This is a genomic window from Desulfomicrobium norvegicum, assembly GCF_900114595.1.
Taxonomy (GTDB): Bacteria; Desulfobacterota; Desulfovibrionia; order Desulfovibrionales; family Desulfomicrobiaceae; genus Desulfomicrobium; species Desulfomicrobium macestii.
This window is the reverse complement of record NZ_FOTO01000021.1, coordinates 1-15,943: the sequence shown is the minus strand read 5'-3', so window position 1 is coordinate 15,943 and position 15,943 is coordinate 1. Positions and strand designations below refer to the sequence as shown.

13 protein-coding genes and 2 tRNA genes are annotated in these 15,943 nt (G+C 59.5%); 10 read left to right on the top strand and 5 right to left on the bottom strand.

Annotated elements, in window-relative coordinates:
* Positions 1 to 16 precede the first annotated feature (16 nt).
* The gene (locus BMZ24_RS18645; protein WP_092194526.1) at positions 17 to 1,585 is read right to left on the bottom strand and encodes a sigma-54-dependent Fis family transcriptional regulator; all 1,569 of its coding nucleotides are present in this window, start codon (positions 1,583 to 1,585) and stop codon (positions 17 to 19) included.
* A gap of 129 nt (positions 1,586 to 1,714) precedes the next feature.
* The gene (locus tag BMZ24_RS18640) at positions 1,715 to 2,362 is read right to left on the bottom strand and encodes a hypothetical protein (protein ID WP_092194524.1); all 648 of its coding nucleotides are present in this window, start codon (positions 2,360 to 2,362) and stop codon (positions 1,715 to 1,717) included.
* A 237-nt stretch (positions 2,363 to 2,599) separates the two neighbouring features.
* On the opposite strand from BMZ24_RS18640, the gene BMZ24_RS18635 reads away from it, so the two are divergent.
* From BMZ24_RS18635 to BMZ24_RS18625, 3 genes are read left to right on the top strand one after another with little or no spacing between them, the layout of a single operon-like run.
* Positions 2,600 to 3,859 carry a glutamate-5-semialdehyde dehydrogenase gene (locus BMZ24_RS18635; RefSeq protein ID WP_092194522.1) on the top strand — a complete coding sequence of 420 codons (1,260 nt, stop codon included), beginning with the start codon at positions 2,600 to 2,602 and terminating at the stop codon, positions 3,857 to 3,859.
* A complete protein-coding gene (locus BMZ24_RS18630; RefSeq protein ID WP_143077962.1) occupies positions 3,852 to 4,526 on the top strand; it encodes a nicotinate-nicotinamide nucleotide adenylyltransferase in 675 nt (224 codons plus the stop codon). The genes BMZ24_RS18635 and BMZ24_RS18630 overlap by 8 nt, the downstream gene beginning before the upstream one ends.
* 10 nt (positions 4,527 to 4,536) lie before the next feature.
* Positions 4,537 to 4,839 carry a Dabb family protein gene (locus BMZ24_RS18625; RefSeq protein WP_092194518.1) on the top strand — a complete coding sequence of 101 codons (303 nt, stop codon included), beginning with the start codon at positions 4,537 to 4,539 and terminating at the stop codon, positions 4,837 to 4,839.
* Between the two features lie 90 nt (positions 4,840 to 4,929).
* Here BMZ24_RS18625 and BMZ24_RS18620 read toward each other — a convergent pair whose 3' ends face one another.
* Entirely contained in the window at positions 4,930 to 5,412 is a 483-nt protein-coding gene (locus BMZ24_RS18620; protein WP_143077961.1) for a 3D domain-containing protein, read from the bottom strand.
* A gap of 218 nt (positions 5,413 to 5,630) precedes the next feature.
* Positions 5,631 to 6,035, bottom strand: coding sequence for a peptide-methionine (R)-S-oxide reductase MsrB (gene msrB, locus BMZ24_RS18615; RefSeq protein WP_244150423.1), 405 nt, complete (start codon positions 6,033 to 6,035; stop codon positions 5,631 to 5,633).
* A gap of 203 nt (positions 6,036 to 6,238) precedes the next feature.
* On the opposite strand from msrB, the gene BMZ24_RS18610 reads away from it, so the two are divergent.
* Positions 6,239 to 8,689 carry a glycogen/starch/alpha-glucan phosphorylase gene (locus tag BMZ24_RS18610; protein ID WP_092194501.1) on the top strand — a complete coding sequence of 817 codons (2,451 nt, stop codon included), beginning with the start codon at positions 6,239 to 6,241 and terminating at the stop codon, positions 8,687 to 8,689.
* Positions 8,690 to 8,700: 11 nt separating this feature from the next.
* Here BMZ24_RS18610 and BMZ24_RS18605 read toward each other — a convergent pair whose 3' ends face one another.
* On the bottom strand, positions 8,701 to 9,945 hold the full coding sequence (locus BMZ24_RS18605) for an EAL and HDOD domain-containing protein (RefSeq protein WP_092194499.1): 1,245 nt from the start codon (positions 9,943 to 9,945) through the stop codon (positions 8,701 to 8,703).
* A gap of 419 nt (positions 9,946 to 10,364) precedes the next feature.
* Between BMZ24_RS18605 and BMZ24_RS18600 the strand changes: the two genes are divergently transcribed.
* The 6 genes from BMZ24_RS18600 (at position 10,365) to BMZ24_RS18575 (ending at position 15,711) form a co-directional block, all read left to right on the top strand.
* Positions 10,365 to 12,548, top strand: a complete 2,184-nt coding sequence (locus BMZ24_RS18600; RefSeq protein ID WP_092194497.1) for a glutamine synthetase III family protein — start codon at positions 10,365 to 10,367, stop codon at positions 12,546 to 12,548.
* A 207-nt stretch (positions 12,549 to 12,755) separates the two neighbouring features.
* On the top strand, positions 12,756 to 13,796 hold the full coding sequence (locus tag BMZ24_RS18595) for an AI-2E family transporter (protein WP_244150422.1): 1,041 nt from the start codon (positions 12,756 to 12,758) through the stop codon (positions 13,794 to 13,796).
* Positions 13,797 to 13,858: 62 nt separating this feature from the next.
* Positions 13,859 to 14,854 (top strand): adenosine kinase, encoded by a 996-nt coding sequence (locus BMZ24_RS18590; protein ID WP_092194470.1) that lies wholly within the window; start codon positions 13,859 to 13,861, stop codon positions 14,852 to 14,854.
* Positions 14,855 to 14,860: 6 nt separating this feature from the next.
* Complete coding sequence (locus BMZ24_RS18585) at positions 14,861 to 15,292, top strand: PGPGW domain-containing protein (protein ID WP_092194468.1); 432 nt, start codon at positions 14,861 to 14,863, stop codon at positions 15,290 to 15,292.
* A 253-nt stretch (positions 15,293 to 15,545) separates the two neighbouring features.
* A tRNA-Val gene (locus BMZ24_RS18580) sits at positions 15,546 to 15,621 on the top strand.
* 13 nt (positions 15,622 to 15,634) lie between these two features.
* Positions 15,635 to 15,711: transfer RNA gene (locus BMZ24_RS18575), tRNA-Asp, on the top strand.
* Positions 15,712 to 15,943: the final 232 nt, after the last annotated feature.

Genomic DNA, 15,943 nt, shown 5'->3' with positions numbered 1-15,943 from the left:
GCGCACCCTCCTGCAATCAGGGTTTGCGCGTCTTGCCCCGCCCGTCGTATTTTTTGGGGTCGAGGTTGTACTTCTTGATCTTGTAGTTGATGATCCGGTAGCTGGCCCTGAGCTCCCTGGCCACCTGCAGCATGTTGCCCCCGCATTTCTGCAGGGCCTCGACCAGGATCTCCTGCTCAAATTTGCCCACGGCTTCGCCGAAGGAGAGCTGGTTGTCCGTGGCCGAGCTTTCGGCAGTCTGCAAGGTCGGTGGCAGATGGTAGGTGCGGATGGCCTCTTCGTTGCAGATCAGCACGGCCCGCTCCAGGCAGTTGCGCAGCTCGCGCACGTTGCCGTGCCACTGGTACTGGGTCAGCAGGTCGATGGCGGGCATGGAGATGCGCTTGATGTTTTTTGAGTACTCCTTGGCGAAGAATTCCAGGAAATACTCGGCCAGGGGCAGGATGTCCTCCCGGCGTTCGCGCAGGGGCGGAATGAAGATGGGGAAGACGTTAATGCGGTAATAGAGATCTTCGCGGAATTCGCCGGACTTGATCAGGTTTTCCAGCGGCTGGTGGGTGGCGCAGATGATGCGCACGTCGACCTTGATGCTTTTCTCGCTCCCAAGGCGCTGGATCTCCCCTTCCTGCAGGGCGCGCAGCAGCTTGGACTGGGCCTCGGGGCTGAGTTCCCCGATTTCGTCCAGAAACAGGGTGCCACCGTGGGCCAGCTCGAAGCGGCCCTTCTTGGAACCTACCGCGCCGGTGAAGGCGCCGCGTTCATGGCCGAACAGCTCGCTCTCCAGCAGTTCCGAGGGCAGCGCCGCGCAGTTGAGACGGATGAGGGGCTTGGTGCGGCGGGAGCTGGCGTTGTGGATGGCCTCGGCCAGGAGCTCCTTGCCGGTGCCCGATTCGCCGCGCAGCAGCACCGAGGCCTTGCTCGACGCGACCTGCATGATCTGCCCCATGACAAAGGCCATGGCCTTGGAGGTGGCCACGATCTTGGCCTGCACCATGGCCGTGTCGCGATCCAGGCTCTCGCCCAGGAAGCCCATGGAGGCCCAGAGTTCTTTCTGGGCCATGTTTTCCTGCAGATACGCGGTCTGGCGGGCGATGACAGCGGCCAGAACCTCAAGAAAGGCGCAGTGAACCTGCAACACTTCGGGCGTCTGGCAGGGGATGTCCGCGCTGAGCACGCCGAGCGCCTCCTGGATGCCCTCGGAGTTGATCCGCGTGACCGGGACGCAGATGAAGGAAAGTTCGGCCAGTTCCTTCTGGGTGCGGCCCATGGCCTTGTTCAGAAAGCGTTCGTCGTTTCCCATGGCCTCGATGATGATGGATTTCCCGCTGTCCAGAACCTGTCCGGTGACTCCCTGGCCGGGCAGGTACGTGGCTTTCACCGGCCCCTTGTGCCCGTAGGTGAGGTCGAAACGGATGGTGTTGGCCTTGGGGTCGAGGATGGCCAGCGCCATGCGTTTGTATTTCATGGCCTCGGCGGTCATGGCGAGCAGGCTGTCCAGGCTCGATTGCAGCGGGCTCATGGGATCGAGGTGCTGCACCGTGCCTTGAAGCGTTTGCAGATAATGCAGGAATTCGGCGGTCATCATGGGGTGGTATCCAAATCGTTTGCGAACTTTTGAGATGCGTTCATGGCGTTTGCTTCGGGGGGCGAGGCCGAAGGCCCTGGTCTCAGGCGAACCCCGCCAAGCGGGGACGCCTTTGGGATTTCACTCGTCTCAGGATTTGGATTTGAGTGTGCCGATCTTGTAGTCCAGGAATGCCTCGTTGCCGGCTTCCTTGGACTTGAGGGCCTCGTATTCGGAGATGGCCAGTTCGATCTGTCCCGCTTTTTCGGCGGCGAAAGCCAGGTTGGCGGAAATGGCGGGCATGAATTCCTGACCTGCGTCTTTCTTGAGGGCGCTCAGAATTTCGACGGCCTTGGCATGATCGCCCTTGAGGATCAGGGCCTTGGCTTCGCCGAGCCCGGCGATGACGCGGATGTCGGCGCCCTGGCCCACGGAACTCCAGGCTCCGGCCGCTTTTTCGTAATCGTTTTGATCCATGAAGATGCGGGCCAGTTCGAGCTGTGCGGCGGTGCGCAGCTCCTTGGGGCCGGACTTGGCGAAGGCTTCGAGTTTTTCGATGCGCGCGGTCTGATCGGCCATGGTCATGATGACGCCAAGCTCGCTCACGGCCTTTGCACGCTGCGACTCCTGGTAGGTGGTGACGCCCGAATAGACCGCCACGGCCACGACGATGCCGCCGATGGTGATGCCGATGGGCTTGATGTTGTCCAGGATTTTCTTCAGCAGGGGATGGATGTCGGAGTCCATTTCCTGTTCGATGGTTGCCAGGATATCGTGTGTCTCTTTGCGTTCTTCCATGGAAAGGCTCCTTTGATTCGAATTGCCATTATTGTAAAAGCCCCGTCTGTTTATAGGCAATTTCGAAAAAGGTCAAAGAGAATGCGCAAGGGGAAAACATGCCGGAATAAATGGATATCCGGTCTTTTAAAAAGGTGCCCGGATGAAGTATTCTTGCCTGTGGCGCGGCGTTGGTATAGTCTTTGAAAAATAATATTTTCGGCTTTGGATCTTTTTCAACACAGACAGGAGCGAAGGATGAATCTGGAATCACAAATGCGCGAGCTGGCCGCATCGGCACGGACCGCCGCAAGGACACTGGCCACGGCCACGGGCCTTGAGCGCAACAGGGCGCTTCTGGCTTTGGCCGACCTGCTGCACGATTCTCGACAGGAAATTTTTGCGGCCAACACTCTTGATCTGGAGGCCGCGCGTGCCGCCGGGCTGGACGAGGCGCGTCTGGATCGCCTGCGCATCACCGATGGCGGCGTGGATTCCATGGCCGCCGCCTGCCGCCACGTGGCCTCCCTGTCCGACCCGGTGGGCGAGGTGGAAGGCATGATAAGGCGCCCCAACGGTCTGCTCGTCGGACGCATGCGCATTCCTCTGGGCGTCATCGCCATCATCTACGAATCCCGCCCCAATGTGACCATCGACGCGGCCATCCTCTGCCTCAAGGCCGGCAACAGCGTCATTCTGCGCGGAGGTTCCGAGGCCTATCACTCCAACCAGATTCTGGGTGGCCTGCTGCGCCGGGCCCTGGACACGGCCGGATTGCCCGAGGGTTGCGTGCAGATCGTGCCGACCACGGACCGGGCCGCCGTCAAGCATCTGCTGGCCCTGGACGAATACATCGACGTGGTCATCCCGCGCGGCGGCGAAGGCCTGATCCGGGCCGTGGTCAAGGACGCGACCATGCCGGTCCTCAAGCACTACAAGGGCGTCTGCCACATCTATGTCCACAAGGACGCGGACCAGGAGCAGGCCCTGCCCATCGTCGAGAACGCCAAGGTGCAGCGCCCGGGCGTGTGCAATGCCCTGGAATGCCTGCTCGTGCACGAGGGCGTCGCGCGGGAATTTCTGCCCCGCCTGGCCGCCTTGCTGGCGCCGCTGGGCGTGTCTTTTCGGGCCTGTCCACGTTCCCTGCCGCTTCTTGGCGACACGGCCACGCAAGCCGAGGCCGATGATTTTGGGCGCGAGTTTCTGTCCCTGACCCTGGCGGTGAAGATCGTCGACACCCAGGCCGAGGCCGAGGAGCACATCGCCCGCTACGGCTCGGGCCATTCCGAAGCCATCCTGACCCGCACCCACGACCGGGCCATGCGCTTCCTGCGGACTGTGGACGCCTCCTGCGTGCTCATCAACGCCTCCACACGTTTCAACGACGGCGGAGAGTTGGGGCTGGGAGCCGAGATCGGCATCAGCACCTCGAAGATCCACGCCTACGGACCCATGGGCGTGAAGGAGCTGACCAGCCTCAAGTACATCGTCTTCGGAGAAGGGCAGGTGCGTGTCTAGACCCCTGTCCGGTTCGGTGGGGATTCTCGGCGGATCTTTCAATCCCGTGCACAACGGGCATCTGCGCATGGCCATCGAGGCCCGGGAGGCGCTGGGACTTGGGCGGGTGGATCTGCTGCCCGCCAAGGTTCCGCCGCACAAGGGTAAGTCGGGACTGCTCGATTTCGATCTGCGCCTGACCCTGCTGCGTCAGGCGGTGACAGGGGTGGAAGGTCTGGGAGTGAGCGCGCTGGAGGGGGAGATGCCCGTCCCCTCGTATTCGCACGTGACCCTGACCCGCCTGTGCGCCATGTTTCCGGATACCAACCATGTCTTCGTTCTCGGCAGTCCGGATTTTCTGACCCTGCCCGACTGGCACAGAGGGCTGGAGCTGCCGCTCCTGACCGACATCGCCGTGGTGGACCGGCTCGGGCTGGGACAGGCGGCGGTGGACGAATTTCTGAGCAGGCACTGGAAATGGCGGGAGGAAGGACCGGGAGTGCGACGCATCGAGACGGGACGGCGGGTTGTGCTTGTGCCCATGGCGCGCCTGGACGTCAGCGCGAGCATGGTGCGGGAAAAATTTTGCGCGGGCCTTGAAACCAGCGGGCTCGTGCCTGACGCGGTCCGGGGGCGGATGCTGGCCGACCCCCATCTTTTCAAGGATTGCTGGAACGTATCACCCTAATGGAGGAATCATGGTCGGACATATTGTGATGTGGAAACTGAAGGAGAGCGCGGAAGGCCGGAGCGCGGCGGAAAACGCGGCGATCATGAAGGACATGCTCGGGGCCCTGCCGGGACTCATCCCGCAGCTGCGCACCCTGGTCGTCAGCACGGACGTTTTCGCCTCCGTGCCCGAAACCGAGGTGGTCCTGTACACGGTCTTCGATTCTCCCGAGGACCTGCAGACCTATCAGGTTCATCCCGAACATCAGAAATGCGTGGCCTTCGTTTCGGCCGTGGCCGCCGAAAGGCGCATGGCGGATTACAACTTCTAGAGAGAGCGTGAAGTTGCGCGAGAGGGGCAAAACGTCTTGTTCCCTTTCCCGCGCAAAGGTCGCAAAAAAGGGTGCTCGCGCACCCTTTTTTTAGCTGGCCAGCAGGGCCACCGTGACTTGTTTCTTGCCGAATTGCCTGGCCTGGTTGGTGTCGGGGAAGAAGATGTCCATGCGCTGCGTGTAGCGCTTGCTCATCAGATCCGCGATTTCAAAGATGCCGTGGCCTTTCACGTAGACCTTCTTGCCGAAGACCCAGCCTTCATCGAACAGATCTCTGCTCACGGCGACAATGCCGGGCCTTGCCTTGCCCATGCTGGCCGTCGTCTGCGGGTCGGGCCCGCATTCTTCGACGGTCGGGCTGTAGGCGGTCACGGTCACTTCCTTGACCCATCTATTCCTGAGCTCCGCCACCTGGCGGGTCAATTCCTGTCGTTCTTCGTTTAGCGTCGCGATCCGGGCTTCGTAGTGCCGGGCCGTCTCCAGTCTGGTTCCGTTATATGCGGCAAATCCTACCAGAGAGGCGATCATGACGAAAAAAAGCGAAGTGACGACAAATACTCCATGACTATTCATGTGCGTACCTCATCGTGCTTGGGGTGATGCTGCCGGCGACGGGAGAGGGGTGCGGGAGTCGAAGAGAAGGGAGCGGGAAAGTGCCGGCCGCATGGAAACAATAGTTCATAACAATTGAGGTCTCTACCCGAACGGCACCATGGATGCAACCCTGAATGTGCCTTCCGGTTTCAAGGGTTTATCCGGAAAGAAGATAGTTTCTTTCCGGATAGTTATGGCTATTTTCCAGCGTCTTGGGGTTCAAATTGCAGAGCAAGGGAATTGATGCAGTAACGCAATCCAGTGGGCTCTGGTCCATCGGGGAATACATGACCCAGATGTCCGTCACAGACAGCGCAGAGCACCTCAGTGCGGACCATGAACCAGGATTTGTCCTCATGCTTTGCGATATGCGTTTCGTCCACTGGCTTGAAAAAACTGGGCCAGCCGGTGCCTGAATCAAATTTGGCATCAGAGTGGAAAAGCGGGGTTTCGCAGCCCGCGCAGACATAGGTTCCCACCTCGTGATGGTCGTTGAATTTTCCGCTGAAAGCGGGTTCGGTGCCCTTTTCGCGCAGTACATGATACTGCTCGGGGCTCAAAATTTCCCGCCACTGGGCGTCTGTCTTTGTGATCTTATCCATTGAGTGTCCTCCCGCGGGCCACATGATGAAGGCGAATATCAGAAGTAGCCAGGTTGATTTTGGGCATTTGCGCATGACGTTTCTCCTTTTTCGAACAGGTAAGATTTGTGCGGGAGCTGTAAAGGCGCAGGTTTCTCTCGGAATTCTTTTATGGTAGCCTTGCTTATCCAGCACGACGATAAAGGATCCAAGGAGGATGCAAGATGACGGCCCCCGAAAGCAACCAGAGCGTTGAGTCCCTGAAGGACGATATACAGCGGCACGTGGCCCTGACCCTGGGCAGCGACCCTTTCCCCCCGCGCAAGGAGCGCTATTATCTCGGCCTGTGCTACAGCGTGCGCGACCGCCTGCTGGGCCAGTGGCTTGAGACTCAGCGTTCCTATTACGATTCCATTACCAAGCGCGTGTATTACATGTCCTTGGAATTTCTGCCCGGACGATTCCTCATGAACTATATCCAGGCCCTGGGCATGGAAGAGGAGTGCCGCGAGGCGGTGCGGGATTTCGGATTGGATCTGGACGAGCTGCTTGAAGAGGAATGGAATCCGGGACTGGGGAACGGCGGCCTTGGGCGGCTGGCCTCATGCTATATGGACTCCATGGCCACGTGCAAGATTCCCGGTTATGGGTACGGCATTCTCTATGACTACGGCATCTTCTATCAGACCATCGTCAATGGCTATCAGCATGAAGGCTGCGACAACTGGCTGCGCCAGGATTCCCCCTGGGTGCTTCGGCGCGGGCATTTCATGTTCCTGATCAATTTTTACGGGCGTAGCGAGGCCTACGAGGACAGCGCCGGGCACGAGCGTTTTCGCTGGGTGGACACGGAGTCGGTCATGGCCATGGCCTGCGACATCATGGTTCCAGGTCATCAGAACGGTCACGTGACCAACATGCGCCTGTGGAAGGCCATCTCCACCCGGGATTTCGAACTCGAACACTTTAACCGGGGCGATTACATCGGCGCGGTCCAGTCCAAGGTCGAGAGCGAAAACATCTCCAAGGTTCTCTACCCCAACGACACCAGCCCGCGCGGCAAGGAGCTCAGGCTGCGACAGCAGTATTTCTTCGTGGCCGCGACCTTCCAGGACATCCTGCGGCGTTTCCGCAAGAACAACTACTCCTCTTTCGACTGCTTTCCGGATCAGGTCGCGGTGCAGCTCAACGACACCCACCCGGCCATCAGCATCGCGGAGCTCATGCGCATCCTGGTCGACGACGAGGCCCTGACCTGGGAGACGGCCTGGACCATCTGCCAGAAGACATTCTCCTACACCAATCACACCGTCCTGCCGGAGGCCCTGGAGACATGGTCCGTGGAACTCATCGGGCGCATGCTGCCACGGCATCTGCAGATCATATTCGAGATCAATCGTCGTTTCCTGGACGATGTGGGCAAACGCTTTCCGGGTCGCGTCGATCTTTTGAGGTCCTTGTCCCTGATCGCCGAGGACGACGGCAAGCAGGTGCGCATGGCCCATCTGGCCATCATCGGCAGCCACACGGTCAACGGTGTGGCCGAGCTGCATTCAAAGATTCTCAAGGCGCGGCTGTTCAAGGATTTCGACAACCTTTATCCCGGCAAGTTCACCAACGTGACCAACGGCATCACGCCCCGGCGCTGGCTGATGCAGGCCAATCCGGCCCTGTCCGAACTGATCGGCTCCGTCATCGGGAACGAGTGGATTCATGACCTGTCGCATCTGTCCGAGCTGGCCGCCTACGCCGACGATCCCGAATTCCAGCAGCGCTGGCAGGAAGTGCGCAAGCGCAACAAGAAACTCCTGGCCCGCTACGTTCTGCGCAAGCTTGGCGTAGGCATCAACCCGGCCACGCTTTTTGACATGCACATCAAGCGCATCCACGAGTACAAGCGGCAGATTCTGAACGTTTTGCACGTCATCACCATCTACAACCGCATCCGCTCGGGAAGCGTCGCGCATCATGTTCCGCGCACGCTGTTCTTTGCCGGAAAGGCCGCGCCGGGCTATTTGCAGGCCAAGCTCATCATCAAGCTCATCAACGCCGTGGGTCAGGCCGTGAACGGCGATCCCGCCGTGGGCAACGAGCTGCGGGTCGTTTTCCTGCCCAACTACTGTGTGTCGCAGGCGGAAAAACTCATCCCGGCCGCGGATCTGTCCGAGCAGATTTCGACGGCGGGCATGGAAGCATCCGGCACCGGCAACATGAAGTTCGCCCTCAACGGAGCGCTGACCATCGGCACCCTGGACGGGGCCAACATAGAGATCAGGGAAGTGGTGGGGGAGGACAACTTCTTCCTCTTCGGACACACCGAAGAGGACGTGCATCGGCTGCATTCCGGGGGCTACGATCCCGTGCAGATCTACGAAAGCAACATCGAGCTCAAGAAGGCGCTGGACATGATCTCCACCGGATTCTTCTCGCCGGAGGCGCCAAGCCTGTTCAGACCCATTGTCGATTCGCTCCTGGCCCACGGCGACTATTATCTGGTCCTGGCCGATTACGCGAAATACGTGGCGGAGCAGGCCAGGGTCTCGAAGTGCTACGAGGACCCTGCCCTGTGGACGCGCATGTCCATCCTGAATACGGCCAACATGGGCAAGTTCTCCAGCGACCGCGCCATCATGGAGTATGCGCGGAACATCTGGAAGGTTTCGCCCCTGACATAAACTCCGGGTCGTCAGGCGCCCTGGCCGATCTCCAGAATGGAGGAAGCCCAGGCGCCTGCCTCGCGATGCAGTCGCTGCATTGTTTCTCGCTCAAGGTTCAGGTCCATGAGGATCCTGTCCGGAGCATCTTCCCCCTGGTCCTCGAACGCGAGCATGAGCGTGAGCAGCGGCATGTATTCCGTGGTGCTCTCGCCGCGCAGGGCTTTTTTCTGCGCGTCGTTCAGGGGCAGAAAGGCCAGGGCGTCGGCCATGGGAATTCCGAGGATGGCGTCGAGCAGGGAAAACATGCCCAAAAGAAACATCTCGTCGGGCTTGAAGTCCCAGTAGTCGTGACCGGCCACGGTCTGTTCCAGGAATTTTCCCCGCCACAGCGAAAGGTGCAAAAGTTCGGTCTGTTCCTCGCCCTGCGCGATGTCCGCCAGCAGCACGGCGCGCAGCCAATTGCGCACGTTGATCCAGCCCAGAAGCGCGATGGCCTGGCGGATGGAATCGATCTTGCGCATGAACCCGAAAGTCGGGGAGTTGAGATAGGTGAGCAGTCGGTAGGAAAGACTCACGTCGGCCTGGATGGTCTGGGCCAGCTGGTCCAGATCGGGTGATTCGGCTTCGATGACGCGCAGAATCTGCAGGCGCGAATTCTGGTGTGAGGACAGCTTCTTGCCCGGAATGATCTCGGCGGTCTTGAAGAAGCGCCCCTGAAAAAGGGAAACGCCCAGTTTTTGCAGTTGTTCGACCTCCTCGCGGGTGGTCACGTTGCGCACGATCACGGTCTTGGCGGCCAGGGGGATTTTTGCAAGCTCTTCGGCCATGTCCGGGGCGCCAAGACAGATCACGTCGGCCAGTTCCATGAGGGGGGGCAGGGGGGTGACCCCGGCATTCCATTCCAGGGCGATGGTGTGCCCGTCCGCCGCCATCTGCCTTAGCGCCGGGAGCAGGTCAGGATCGTTTTGAAAATCCGGACTGATCAGGATGGCGGACGACTGAGCCGGAAAGGCGTAGGGGATCTGCTTTTGAAGCTGGTCCCGGGTGTAGGAGAGGAGCATTTTCTTGTTGCGGGCCAGGATGGTGTTCAGGCCGATGTAATCACCGGCGATGACCGTGGCTCCGACGTTGGCCCGATCCGGGTCCAGAGGCTGGTCCGGGACAATGCTCGCGGTGGCCTGGATCTCGTACCCCCACACTGTCTTGGCGGCGGTGAAGATCGGATATCGAGACAGCAGATGAAGGTTGGTGGCGTTGGGAACGGCTGCGGGCATGGGCGGCTCCGGGTTGGAATTGAGGATTGCCCTGAAACTAGCAGAACACTGCACAATTTTGAACTCTTATTTGCCTGGTTCAAATCCGTGTTGACATTTATGTGCATGATTCGCGCGAGGCGGACGTCGCGGATTGCCTTGTCCCGGGAGCCATACGCGCCATGCAAGGCAGGGTGCGCCATGGCCGGGGATGGCGGCGTGGCGGGCTGTTTTGCAAAATTGTAATTTAATTCCGAATTAATTCCGGATTGCCGGGATTGCATATTTCAAAAATGTAATCTATTTACTTCTGAAATTCATGGTGCTTATATATTTCAATATGTTACGCTAATGGCATCTGAATTGCTTTATGCCTTGCAATTGTAATCACGGATCAACGTAGCAATAAAAGCATACATCAACTTGTCCTGGAGGATATCATGAACGGACTCACGGCCCGCAGGGACGCCATCAAGGCAATCACCGACTACAAACCCATGCATGCGCCCCTGAATTTCAGCGAAACTTCCCTGACGGAAATGTTTGGAAGCAACGTGTTCAACGACAAGGTCATGCGTGAACGCCTGCCGAAAACCGTCTACAAATCCCTGAAGAAGACCATCGAACTGGGCGAGAAGCTTGACGCTTCCGTGGCCGATGTTGTGGCCAACGCCATGAAGGATTGGGCCATCGAGAAGGGCGCCACCCATTTCACCCACGTCTTCTATCCCCTGACCGGCCTGACCGCCGAGAAGCACGACTCCTTCCTGACCCCCGACGGGATGGGCGGAGCAGTGGCCGAATTCAGCGGCAAGATGCTCATCCAGGGCGAGCCCGATGCCTCCAGCTTTCCTTCCGGCGGTCTGCGCGCCACCTTCGAAGCACGCGGCTACACCGCCTGGGACGTGACCAGCCCGGCCTACATCCTTGAGAACCCCAACGGAACCTTCCTGTGCATTCCCACGGCTTTCGTGTCCTGGACCGGCGAGGCACTGGACAAGAAAACTCCGCTGCTGCGTTCCATGCAGGCCCTGAACAAGCAGGCCAAGCGCGTGCTGAAGCTGTTCGGCGTCGAGACCAAGCTGCCCCTGACCAGCTACGCCGGACCCGAGCAGGAATATTTTCTCATCGACCGCAATTTCATCTTCGCGCGTCCCGACCTGCTCATCGCCGGTCGCAGCCTCTTCGGCGCCAAGCCGCCCAAGGGCCAGGAGTTCGAGGACCAGTATTTCGGCGTGACCCCGCGCCGCGTCATGTCCTTCATGATGGAAGTGGACCGCGAACTGTTCAAGCTTGGCGTGCCGGTCAAGACCCGTCACAACGAGGTGGCCCCCAGCCAGTTCGAAATCGCGCCCATCTACGAGCAGGGCAACCTGGCCACGGACCACAACCAGCTGGTCATGACCGTGCTGCGCAGCGTGGCCAAGCGTTACGGCATGGTCTGCCTGCTGCACGAAAAGCCCTTCGCCGGCATCAACGGTTCGGGCAAGCACCTCAATTATTCCATCGGCAACGATGAAGTCGGCTGCCTCTTCGATCCCGGCGACACGCCGCATGAAAACGCCCAGTTCCTGGTCTTCTGCGCCGCCGCCATCCGCGCCGTGCACAAGTACGGTCCGCTGCTGCGCGCCACCGTGGCCAGCGCCTCCAACGATCATCGTCTCGGTGCCAACGAGGCCCCGCCGGCCATCATGTCCGTGTACCTCGGCGAGCAGCTGACCGACGTCTTCGAGCAGTTCAAGAAGGGCGAGGTCAAGAGCTCCAAGAAGAAGAGCGTCATGAACATCGGCGTGGATACGCTGCCGCCCCTGCCCATGGATCCGGGCGACCGCAACCGCACCAGCCCCTTCGCCTTCACCGGCAACCGCTTCGAATTCCGCGCCGTGGGTTCCTCCATGTCCATCGCCGGTTCGCAGGTGGCCCTGAACACCATGATGTCCGAGTCCCTGGACTACATCGCAACGGAGCTCGAAAAGGCCACCGGCGGCAAGAAGACCAAGCTCAATGAAGCCGTGCAGAATCTCCTGCAGAAGATCATGGTCGAACATGATCAGGTCATTTTCAACGGCGACGGATACTCCGAGGAATGGCATCAGGAAGCCGAAAAGCGCGGCCTGGCCAACCTGAAGGCCACCCCCGATGCCCTGCCCATGCTGTCCATCCCCTCGACCATCGAGCTCTTCACCAAGTACGGCGTTCTGACCGAAGCCGAACTGCGCTCCCGCGAAGAGATCTACCTGGAGCAGTACTGCAAGACCATCGAGACCGAAGCCAACCTGATGCTGCGCATGTCCAAGACAGTCATCTTCCCGGCTTCCTTCCGCTACCAGAGCGAACTGGCCACGGCCTGCGCCAACCTCCAGGCCATCGGCAAGGAATTCGGCACCACCACGCTGGATCAGCTGACCGCCAACCTGCGCGGCATGCAGAAGGTCACCTACGAACTTGAGGCATTGCTTGAAGGCGACAAGGGCAACTCCACCCTGGAGCACGCCAACTACTTCTACAAGACCATCCTGCCCGCCATGGCCGAGGTCAGAAAGCATGCCGACCTTCTGGAAACGATCGTCGCGGACGATCTGTGGACTCTGCCCAGCTACCAGGAGATGCTCTTCATCCGTTAACCATTTTTCCGCCGAACCGGCCTGTCGAAGCGCATCCTCCCCTCGCCAGGTCTTTGCCGAAAACCGGCCGGTTCACGGAATCTTTTCAGGCTGCCTCCGGGCAGCCTTTTTTCGTTGTGTTGACGCCAGGCGCACGTGTGTCTAGATATCTGTGGCGTCTTTGCACCGAGCACGTGAGAACCCCCCATGGAAATTTTTCGCAGATGGATGAGTGCCGTTTTTTCCGACACGCAACTCGTCATCCTTTTTCTGGTGCTGGTCGTCAGCGGGGCGATTGTCCTTTCTGTGGGCAATCTGCTGGCCCCTGTCATCGCCAGCGTGGTCATCTCCTTTCTTCTGGAAGGAGTGGTGCGTTTTCTGGTCGGCTTCCGCTGGCCGCGCATGCTGGCCGTGGTGCTGGTTTTCGGGTTGTTCATGCTGTTTTTGGCGGTGATGATTCTGGCGCTGGTGCCGCTACTCGTGTCCCAGATCACGGATCTCATCGACAACATTCCCTGGATCGTCTCCAAGGCCCAGAACGCCCTCGTGCATCTGCCCCGGCAGTATCCGATCCTGACCGAGGCCCAGGTACAGACCGTGGTCGATTCCCTGACCGCCCAGTTTTCCCAGTACGGGCAGCAGGTCCTGGCTTTTTCGCTGTCCTCCGTGCGCTCCGTCTTTTCCTTCGTGGTCTACATGGTGCTCATGCCGATCATGGTCTTCTTCTTTCTTAAGGATAAGGACGTGATCCTCGATTGGCTGTGCGGCTTTCTGCCGAAGGATCACACTCTGGCCAGCACGGTCTGGCTGGACGTGAAGATGCAGGCCGGAAACTACGTGCGTGGGCGGATCTGGGAAATCTTCATTGTCTGGATCGCCACCTACGCCTGTTTTCTGTATTTCGGCCTGGACTACGCCATGCTCCTGAGCCTTCTGGTCGGCCTGTCCGTGATCATCCCGTATATCGGGGCCGTGGTCGTGACCGTGCCGGTGCTCATCATTGCCTACATCCAGTGGGGCTTTGACGCGCACTTCACCTGGGCCATGATCGTCTATTTCGTGATCCAGCTCCTGGACGCCAATCTGCTGGTGCCGTTGCTGCTGTCCGGAGCCGTCAACCTGCACCCCATCGCCTCCATCACGGCCATCCTGATTTTCGGCGGCATCTGGGGCTTCTGGGGGGTGTTCTTCGCCATCCCGCTGGCCTCGCTGGTGCAATCGGTCCTCGGAGTCTGGAAAAACCGCCGGGGCTGCCTGGTGGAAGGTTAAGAATATAGGTCCTATGGGACCTATTAAAAACAAAGAAAGTTAAGATATTAAAGGAAGAATTCATGAAAAAATACGATGTGTACGGAATGGGCAACGCCCTGGTCGACATGGAATTCGAGGTGCCCGATGCCTTTTTGGAAACCATGGGCGTGGAAAAGGGGTTCATGACCCTGGTCGATGAAGAGCGGCAGTTCGAGCTGCTCGAATACCTGCGCAGCGAGCGCAGCGTCCGTTCCGGCGGCGGGTCGGCCGCCAACACCATCGTGGCCAATGCCTTTTTCGGTGGAAAGTCCTTTTACACCTGTCTGGTCAGCAACGACGAGATGGGTGATTTCTACGCCCAGGAACTGGCCCGGGCCGGGGTCGGCACCAACCTTGCCGAGCGCCGCGCCGACGGGGTCACCGGCAAGTGCCTGGTCATGATCACGCCCGACGCCGAGCGGACCATGAACACCTACCTTGGCATCTCCGAGTCCCTGTCTGCCGAGCAATTGTGCCCGGAAGAGCTGCGCGAGTCCGAATTCCTGTATTCCGAAGGCTACCTGGTAACCTCGCCCACGGCGCGTCCTGCCGTTGTCCAGGCCATGAACATCGCCCGTGAAGCCGGGGTCAGGACGGCCCTGAGCTTTTCCGATCCGTCCATGGTCAAATATTTTCGCCTGGGCCTGGAGGAGATTGTCGGCGAAGGGGTGGACCTGCTGTTCTGCAACCGCGAAGAGGCTATGCTCTGGGCCGAATGCCGCACCCTGGCCAAGGCCGTGGACAAGCTGCGCCGCAACGCCAAGACCTTCGTGGTCACGCTCGGCGGGGAGGGCGCTCTGGTGTACGACGGCGAGGACATGCACGAGATCGACGCCTGCCGGGTCACGCCCCTGGACACCAACGGCGCCGGGGACATGTTCGCCGGGGCCTTCCTGTACGGCATCACCCACGACATGAATTACGTCCAGGCCGGGGAGTTCGCGAGCCTGGCCGCATCCAAGGTGGTTACAACCTTCGGCCCCCGGCTTCAGCCCGAGCAGTACGCCCGGACCCTGGCCGAATTCCGGGCCCGGTAGCACGGTATGCTGGCGGGGATTGAAGGGTGGTGGGCGGAAGGACTTGGCTTGCTGGCCGCCTTTTCCGTGCTGACATTCGTGGGTTCGCTGCTGGTCCTTCCTCTGGTGGCCGCCCGCATTCCCGCCGACTATTTCTGCGCCGAAAGGCGCGGCAAGACGCCGTGGCGCAGGCGCCGTCCAGGCCTGCGCATGATCGTGCTGATCCTCAAGAACATGCTGGGGCTGGTCCTCTTCCTGGCCGGGGTGCTCATGCTCTTTCTGCCCGGCCAGGGCCTGCTGACAATTTTTCTCGGCATCATGCTCATGGATTTTCCCGGCAAGTACAGGCTGGAAAGATACATTATCTCACGCGGGCCAGTCCTGCGCGGCATCAACTGGCTCAGGAAGCGTTCCGGGGTTGAGCCTCTCGAAGTGACGGAGTGTGACGATCTGTTTTGAGTACCTACGCACTCCTGATGGCCGGGAAAAATCGTCGGTGGCAGGTGGGGTTGCGTTGTTCTGAAAAGAGAAAGTTGTCTGATTCTGGGATATTGCGCATTGAAGGGGCCGCAGGACGCTTTATTTCGCGGCGATTGTCTGCTTCGTAATGCGCTGAAATATAAAGACTTAAAATGAAATTAAAATTTTCTTAAAAAAGTCTTTGACAGTAGGCATTGGCCCCTATAAAGACTGTTTCTCGTTGGACGGGACGGGGCGGTTAGCTCAGCTGGGAGAGCGTCGGCCTTACAAGCCGAGGGTCATAGGTTCGATCCCTGTACCGCCCACCACGAAAACAAATGCGGGGTCGTAGTTAAGTCGGTTATAACGCCGGCCTGTCACGCCGGAGGCCGTGGGTTCGAGTCCCATCGGCCCCGCCATTAGAAAGTAAGGGATTTCAGTCGAAAGGCTGAAATCCCTTTTTTCTTTATGGGGTCCGGTGTGGGTTTATGTGACTCCAGCTACCTCTTTTTTGATTTGAAAGACGAAAGGCCATCCGGTGACGGGTGGCCTTTTTTTTGGTGCGCCCGGCAGGGCGCACCCACTTGGAGGTGAAAGTCCTCTGCGCACCCGACAGGGGGAAGCGCTAGCTGGACGGCAAGGGTGTCCATC

Coding starts and splice junctions, on each gene's coding strand:
- BMZ24_RS18590 (WP_092194470.1), top strand. CDS start 13,859: ATGAAAAAATACGATGTGTACGGAATGGGCAACGCCCTGGTCGACATG.
- BMZ24_RS18635 (WP_092194522.1), top strand. CDS start 2,600: ATGAATCTGGAATCACAAATGCGCGAGCTGGCCGCATCGGCACGGACC.
- BMZ24_RS18595 (WP_244150422.1), top strand. CDS start 12,756: ATGAGTGCCGTTTTTTCCGACACGCAACTCGTCATCCTTTTTCTGGTG.
- BMZ24_RS18610 (WP_092194501.1), top strand. CDS start 6,239: ATGACGGCCCCCGAAAGCAACCAGAGCGTTGAGTCCCTGAAGGACGAT.
- BMZ24_RS18640 (WP_092194524.1), bottom strand. CDS start 2,362: ATGGAAGAACGCAAAGAGACACACGATATCCTGGCAACCATCGAACAG.
- BMZ24_RS18645 (WP_092194526.1), bottom strand. CDS start 1,585: ATGATGACCGCCGAATTCCTGCATTATCTGCAAACGCTTCAAGGCACG.
- msrB (WP_244150423.1), bottom strand. CDS start 6,035: ATGGATAAGATCACAAAGACAGACGCCCAGTGGCGGGAAATTTTGAGC.
- BMZ24_RS18605 (WP_092194499.1), bottom strand. CDS start 9,945: ATGCCCGCAGCCGTTCCCAACGCCACCAACCTTCATCTGCTGTCTCGA.
- BMZ24_RS18600 (WP_092194497.1), top strand. CDS start 10,365: ATGAACGGACTCACGGCCCGCAGGGACGCCATCAAGGCAATCACCGAC.
- BMZ24_RS18585 (WP_092194468.1), top strand. CDS start 14,861: ATGCTGGCGGGGATTGAAGGGTGGTGGGCGGAAGGACTTGGCTTGCTG.
- BMZ24_RS18620 (WP_143077961.1), bottom strand. CDS start 5,412: ATGAATAGTCATGGAGTATTTGTCGTCACTTCGCTTTTTTTCGTCATG.
- BMZ24_RS18625 (WP_092194518.1), top strand. CDS start 4,537: ATGGTCGGACATATTGTGATGTGGAAACTGAAGGAGAGCGCGGAAGGC.